This is a genomic window from Actinomadura sp., from assembly GCF_044508335.1.
Taxonomy (GTDB): domain Bacteria; phylum Actinomycetota; class Actinomycetes; order Streptosporangiales; family Streptosporangiaceae; genus Spirillospora.
On the sequence record NZ_JBIQHY010000172.1, the window covers coordinates 3,327 to 10,510 of the forward strand.

At 74.8% G+C, this 7,184-nt stretch carries 4 protein-coding genes; 1 reads left to right on the forward strand and 3 read right to left on the reverse strand.

All coding sequences use genetic code 11. The features are described from left to right. The coding region (locus ACIWVC_RS32760) for a protein kinase (RefSeq protein ID WP_396455029.1) at positions 1–1,257 on the forward strand (1,257 nt) is incomplete at its 5' end. A 177-nt stretch (positions 1,258–1,434) separates the two neighbouring features. On the opposite strand, the gene ACIWVC_RS32765 is transcribed toward ACIWVC_RS32760, so the two are convergent. The 3 genes from ACIWVC_RS32765 to ACIWVC_RS32775 all read right to left on the reverse strand — a co-directional run. Beyond that, the gene (locus tag ACIWVC_RS32765; protein WP_396451764.1) at positions 1,435–1,554 is read right to left on the reverse strand and encodes an SEC-C metal-binding domain-containing protein; all 120 of its coding nucleotides are present in this window, start codon (positions 1,552–1,554) and stop codon (positions 1,435–1,437) included. A 416-nt stretch (positions 1,555–1,970) separates the two neighbouring features. Continuing rightward, on the reverse strand, positions 1,971–3,188 hold the full coding sequence (locus tag ACIWVC_RS32770; RefSeq protein WP_396451766.1) for a TIGR02679 family protein: 1,218 nt from the start codon (positions 3,186–3,188) through the stop codon (positions 1,971–1,973). After that, the coding region (locus ACIWVC_RS32775) for a TIGR02680 family protein (RefSeq protein ID WP_396455030.1) at positions 3,185–7,184 on the reverse strand (4,000 nt) is incomplete at its 5' end. The genes ACIWVC_RS32770 and ACIWVC_RS32775, both read right to left, overlap by 4 nt.

Genomic DNA, 7,184 nt, shown 5'->3' on the forward strand with positions numbered 1-7,184 from the left:
CGGCGCATGTTCATCGTCATGGAGTACGTGGACGGCATCCGGCTGGACGACGTCATCGCCGAGACCGAGTCGCTGCCCCTCGGGTGGGTGGCGGCGGTCGGCGCGCAGGTCGCCGCGGTGCTGGCCGCCGCGCACGGGAAAGGCGTCCTGCACCGCGACCTGAAGCCGAGCAACCTCATCCTGTGCCCGGACGGCGCCGTCAAGGTCATCGACTTCGGGCTGGCGCTGCTGCACGACCCGGAGGTCACCAGGCTGACCCGCAGCGGCGCGATCATCGGGACCGCCCTGTACATGCCGCCGGAGCAGGTCCGCTCCGAGACCGCCACCGGGCGCAGCGACCTGTACGCTCTGGGCTGCGTCCTGTACGAGATGATCACGGGTCGGGCGCCGTTCGTCGGAGACACCGAGTACGCCGTCCTGGAGCAGCAGGTCAACGCGCGTCCGATCCCGGTCGGGAAGCTCCGGCCGGACGTCCCGGGCGACCTTTCCGACCTGGTCGCCGAACTGCTCGCCAAGGATCCGGCGAAGCGTCCCGACGATGCCGCCGTCGTGTACCGCCGGCTCGTCCCGCACGTGTCGGGTGCGCACCCGCTGCCGCACATGGCCGACCAGGAGGCGAGCCCGCTGCGGATGTACGCCGACGTTCTCACCCGTGTCCTGCATCGGCCCGGGGGCCGGGCGGAGAGCGGCGGGCCGCATGCGAGCACGGCGGAGATGAGCCGGGTGCGCCGGGAGGCGACGGCGCTGGCCCGGGACGGGCGGCACGCCGACGCGGCGCGTGTGCTGGAGGCGGTCGTCGAACCGGACGGCCGTCCCCTCGCCGTGGACGACCCCGAAGCCGTCAAGCTGCGGCTGCTCTACGCCAACGTGCTCGCCGGCGGCGGCGACCACGGCAGGGCCGCCGGGGTCTTCATGCGGCTCGGCGACGACCTCGCCGCACGGTTCGGGGTGGAGGACGAGCGGGTCGTCCAGTGCCGCCTCGGCGAAGCCGACTGCGACCGGGCGCGCGGCGACGACAGGCTCGCGTTGCGGCTGCTGCGGGGGCTGCTCGCAGAACAGCTCGACGTACGGCCGGCGGACGATCCCCGCGTCCTGGAGCTGCGGCGCCGCGTCGGGGAGCTGGAGGCCGAGGTCGGCGAGCACGCGGCGGCGCGGCGGACGCTGGCCGACCTGCATGACGACCTGAGCCGCGACGCCGGCCCGGACCACCCGTCGGCGATCCGGGTCAGGGACAGGCTGGAGCGACTCGGCCCCTGACCGTCCTCACCGCTCTCACGCCAAGGGGGGCGGGCGGTGGAGTAGAGGTGGATCAGGGCTTCGGTGGGGGCTGTCTTCGCGCTCGCCCACGGCGAGGTAGACGTCGATGGCCTCGCGGTCGGCGGTGGGGGCGCGGATGCCGTCCAAGAGGAGGTCTGGTGGGTTGCGACGGACGTTCTAGCGGTTGGCAGGGGAGCCGCAGCATTTGTTGTACTTGCGGCCTGAGTCGCACCAGCAGGGGTCGTTGCGTTCCGGGGGCCAGTCGAGGGTGGGGGCGCCTTCGCGGATGCGGTCCATAAGGTGGTCGGCGCGGGTCTGCTCCTTCTGTCGCGGTCGTGCTCCTTCGCGTACTTGAGGAGGCCGTCCGCCATCGTCGGGAGGATGCGCAGTCTGGACGTGCCGAGTTCGCCGAGAGAGGCCCGCCAGCCGCGTTCGACGTCGCGGAGGTAGCCGTACGCGTCGGTGGTGGCCGTGCCATGGACGAGGCCCCGGCGAAGGCGTGTTCGACGTCCGTGCGGACGAAGAACGAGCCCGCTTTCGGCTCGGGCGGCCCCGCGGCCTTTCTGAAGAGTCCGCTGATCTCGGCTTGCTCGTCCTCGGTGTGCAGGTCGAGTGTGTCGGGCGGGAGGCCGAGCGCCTGGCGGACGCGCTTTCGTCCCCGCGGCTCAGGCCGGACGAAAAGCTTGGCCTCGAGCGTGTAAGCGTCGATGCCGTCAGGGGGCCAGGTCGGTGAGGAGACCGGTGAGGACCTGCTCCTCCTCTACGCGGACGGCGCGGTCCTTCATCGCGGTGGCCAGGGACGGGTCCCAGGGGGTCGGCACGGGACGGCCCGTCAGGGGCGTGTCCGAGGTCGCCTTGAGGTAGGCGGGCGCGTCGTAGCGCCACGGGCGCCAGCCGATGCGGGCGTGGACGGCGGCGGCGATCGCGGCGCCGCCCCAGTCGAAGTCGCCGTGGTAGGCGAACTCCGCGCCGCCTTCGGTGAGGAGTTCCAGGAGGCGCCAGACCGCCGTTGACGGACGGCCGTTGCAGCATACGAGCGGCGGGCAGGCGGAACCCAGCGCGTCGGCCGCGGCGGCCACCACCACCGGGTTCTCGCAGACGCGGACGAGACCGGCCTTCAAGGCCGTGTGGCGGCGCAGTTGGCGGAGGGTGAGCGACACCGGTTCGCCCCGCATGGCGGCGAGCATGCGCCCCAAAGGGGTGTGCGCGTCGCCGGGCAGGCCCAGGCACAGGACGGTGGAGGAGAGTTCGTCCATGTGCACCCCCACGGACGCCCAGGTCTCACGGCGGGACTCGGCGCCGCCGTCCGCGCGGAACGGCAGGCCGGTGAGGGCCCGGGCCGACGAGAGGGCCAGGGTGGCGAGCGGGCCGTCGTCCAGCGCGTGGGCGTGCCCGCAGGTCTCGGCGGCGAACCGGCCGAGGGGCATGTCGGGGGACGGCAGGCGGCGCACCACGGCGGCGAGGCGGTGGAGCAGGTCCGCGGCTTCGGCGGGGCCGGACGTCAGCCGCCGGACGAGGCCGGTCGCGTCCAGCCAGGCGCGCCATTCGGCGAGTTCGGGGCGGGAGGCGAGGGTTTCGTCGAGCGGGGCGAAGGCCGAAGCCCACGCGGCGGCGATCGCTGCGTTCTCGCGGGTCAGGTCGCGGACGGGGCCGTCGAGGAGTTCGACGGCGGCGGCCAGGCCGTCCGGAGACGCGCCGCTGGCGCGCAGGACGCGGTCGACCTCGGGGAGCGGCACCGACAGCGACGTCCCGGTGCCGGCGCGGCGGCCGAGCAGCAGTTCGGCCGCGCGGCGTTCGGCCGGCGTGGCCCGCGCCAGAGTGACCTTGCCCGTGAGCGGAGAGCCGCGTTCCAGGCGGGAGCGGACGCGCTGCACGAGCCAGGCGGTGTCGGGCCCGCCGAGCAGGCGGCGGAGGCGGTCGGTGTCGGTCATTCGAAGATGTCCGCCTGCCCGGTCGCCGGTTCGGGGTCGGGCTCGTCGGCGCGGGTGCGTTCGCGGCCGTCCCAGCGCCATGGCGTCACCAGGACCGCGTCGATGCCGTCGCGGCGGGTCAGCTGGCAGATCGACAGGCCCGGCACCTGCGGGTAGCAGCCCCATTCGCGTTCGCTCGTCATGACCACGTCCATGTCGAAGGTGGCGAGCAGGCCCAGGCATTTGGCGCGTGAGTCGTCGTCCACGCCGGCGAACGCCTCGTCCAGGGCGACGAGACGGGGCGCGTAAGGGTTGCCGGCCGACTTGTAGTGCGCGGACGCGGCCGCGAAGAGCGGGACCGAGGCGGCCAGCACCCGTTCGCCGCCCGATGCGGGGCCGGTCGCGGGACGCCACTGCCCGTCCTGGAGCCGCTGGATCGTGAACGCGTGCCACGACCGGTAGTCCAGGGCGCGGGTGAGCTGCTCCGTCCAGCCGGCCGCCGGGTTGTCGGCGTGCTCGCGTGTGATCTGCTCCTGCAGGAACCGGCCGACGGCGGCGCGGTCGTCCACCGACCAGGCGTCGATGGTCTGGCGCAGCTTCTCCCGGACGCGGTCCAGGCCGTCGGGTGCGCCCTTCGCGGGCCTCCAGACGAGCCGCAGCCGCATCCCGGTCGACGTCGGGCGGGAGGCCAGCTCGGCGTTCATGTCCCGGACCTCGTCCTCGGCGGCGGCGATGAGCTCCTGGAGGGTGCCGGCGACCTCGTTCAGCAGGTGGTTCTCCAGGATCTCCCGCTCACGGGCCGACAGGAGGCGGGCGCGCTGCTCCGTCTCGGCGTCGAGGGCGTCCGCCAGCCCGGGAACGTCGCGGGTGCGGCCCTGGAACAGCACGTCCACGACCATGATCCCGCCGTAGACGGTGAGGCCGACCGAGTGCCCGTGCCGGGACATCGCGTCCGACAGCAGCTTGTGCTCTTCGGAGATCTTCCGCTGGACGCCCTCCCACGGGCCGTCGCCGTCGTCCACCTGGTCGAGTTCGGTGTTGACGGCGCGGGCCAGGAGGACGGCCGGGTTGGGCGCCCACTCCTCGGCCGGATCAGGTATGTCCAGGGCGGGCACGGCAACGGCGAGCAGGCCGGTCGCGGCGAACGCGCGGAACTCCGCCACCGCGCCGTCGCGGATCACGGCCGCTTCGGTGATCTGCTCGCGCAGCCGGTCGCGGGCCTCCCCGGCCTTGCCGCGTTCTGCGACCGCCGACCGCTCACGGTCGCGGGCCCGCGACTCGGCGCCCTCCCGGTCGGTGATGGCCCGCTTGACCTCCTCGAGCCGGCGGAACAGCTCGTCGACGGCGGCACCCGCCGTCTCGACCAGCGCCCGGTGCGCCTCGGCGGCGGCGTCGGCCTGCTCGCGCGCCTCCGCGGCCCGCTCCGCCGCCTCCGCCAGCCGTTCCCGGACGCGCGCCAGTTCTTCGGCCGCCTCCCGTGCCGCCTCCCGCGCCGCCAGCAGGGTCTGCGCGGCGGGCCACAGCTCGGCCAGTGCCATCCGGTAGCCGCCGACCGCCTCGCGCACCCGCGCCAGTTCCGGTTCGCCGCCGGGCAGGCCGACATCGGAGGCGAACTCGGCGGCCCGTTCCGCCGCCGCCGAGACCTCCTCGCGGCGCCGTGCCGCGGCCTCTTCCGCGCGTGTGCGCTCGCCGTCGAGCTCCCGCCGCCTGCGGTGCTCGCCGGCGAGCCGGACGTGGGCCTCGCGCAGCGCGGTGTCGCGGGGCACGGCCCGGTGTTCGGCGGTCAGCGTCTCCCGCCGCGCCGCCAGGCCGTCCAGCTCCGCGTCCAGCGCCGCGATCCGGGACCGGGTCTCGGTGAGGTCGGCGCGCAGCCGGGTGATCCGGGTGCGGCGGGCGGCCTCGCGGGCGCCCTCGCCGATGAAGTCGGCGCTGTCCTTGCGCCAGGAACCGCCGAGGACGCCGTTCGCCCACCGGCCGTCCACCGCGACCCACGTCCGCGTGCCCGGGCCGAGCCCCAGCCCCGCGAGGACGGCCCGCACCGCGTCGGCGGTGAGCGCGGCGGCCCCCGGGTCGGCGCGGTCGATCGCGGGGCGCAGCACCAGGGCGCACGAAGGCCCGTGCACGGCCTCCCCGGTCAGCAGGTAGGTGTCGTCCGCGCCGAGCAGCGCGCCGTCCGGCGTCACCCAGGCGTCGAGGATGCCGGACGCCTCCAGCGCGGCCTCCAGCCCGGCGCGGTGGTCGGCGGGCACGGTCTCGGCGAAGTCGACGACCTTCCACAGCGGCGCGCCCGGCCGCCCCTCCCGCGCGGCGGTGCGCGTGTGCGGGACGGGCGGGACGTCGTGCCCGCCCGCCTCCAGCCGCCCGATCTCCTCCAGCAGCGAGGTCTCGGCGGCGTGTTCGGCCCGCAGCCGGGATTCGGCGTCCGCGACCCGGCCGCCGAGCGCGGCCGTGGCCTCACGGGCGGCGTCGTCCACGGCGGTCGCCGCGGGATTGCGCCCGTCGGCGGTCTCCGCCCATTCCTCCAGCCGGGCCAGGACCGCGTCGGGGTCGTCCACCCGGATCTCGGTCAGCCCGGCCAGGTAGGTGACGTAGGCGTCCCGCAGGTCCGCCGCACCCGTCCGCGTCTCCGTTTCCGCCGCGGAGATGCGCTCGGCCGCGGCCTGCAGTTCGCCGACCAGGCGTTCCGCCTCGGCGGTTGCGGTCTCCAGCCGGGTCCGCGCGGCGGTGACCGCCGCCAGCAGCCGGTCGAGTTCGGCAAGGGCGCGGGACCGGTCGTCGGCCAGCGCGCCGGTCGCGCGGCGCGCGTCGGTCAGACCGTCCTCCCAGCCGTCCATGGCGGCCGCGTGCGCCGGACCGCATCCGGCGGCCGCCGCCAGCGTCACCGCACGGTCTCGGACGGCGCCGAAGCCCGACTCGGCCTCGTCCGCGCGCGACCGCGTCTTCTCCGCCCTGGCCTGCTTGCGCGCCGCCTCGCCGGACAGATCGTCGCGGTCGCGTTCCTGCGTTTTCGCGTGCGCGTCGCGGCGGCGGGCCTCCTCGCCCATCTGATCGATGCGTTCGGCGTCGCGCATCTCCGGGCTGGTCTCCAGGGCCCGCCGGCGCGCCTCCAGCCGGGTCTTCTCCGCGGCCAGCCCGTCCAGCAGCCCCGCCACCTCGGCCAACTCGGCCTCGGCCGCGGCGAACCGCGTCTCCGCCTCGCCGAGATCCCGGTTGAGGTGCTCGTACCTGCTCTGCGTGAGGCGCGGACCGGCGGCCCTCCGCTTCGCGGCGATCCGGGCATACCGCGTGTAGTGCCTGAGGAAGCCGGTCGCCGCCTTGTGCGCCTCCTCCAGGGCGCGCAGCGCGTCCCGCTCCTCGTCCAGGCCCCGGAACGCCTCCGCCACCGTCGTGATCAGCGCGGGGCTGAGCGGCGGCAGCGCCTCCGTCAGCGCCCGCGACAGCAGCCGCTCGTCCGGCTTCTTCGACAGCTGCGGCTGCCGGAGCTGGATCAGCAGGTTGACCAGCGCCTCGTACCGGTGCTCGCCCAGCCCGAACAGCGCGTCGTCCACGGCCCGCCGGTAGTCCGACGCGCGGTCGTAGACGATGCCGCGGCCGTCGACCGCCTCGCGGAGCTTCTCCCGCGTCAGCGACACGCGGGTCTCCGAGACGAGGGAGAGATCGGCGCCGACCCGCTGCGGGGTGACGAAGAACCAGTGCCGGACGATGCCGCGGTCCTTCACCGCCTTCAGCCCGCAGCCGAGCGTCCGGTACTCCGGCGTCCCGTCCGGGTGGAGGCGGCCGAACTCCAGCCACGTGTAGCCGAGCCGCTCCGGATGCGGATGCTTCCCGCCGAGCAGCAGGTTCCACTCCATCCGCTTCTGCCGGTCGCCGTCCGGTTCGACCCGGTGCGGGGACAGCTCGCCGTCCAGCAGGAACGGCAACGTCAGCGCCAGCACCTTCGACTTGCCGGTGCCGTTGTTGCCGCGCAGCAGCAGCCGCCCGTCATGGAACCGGAACTCCTCGACGTCGTAGTAGAAC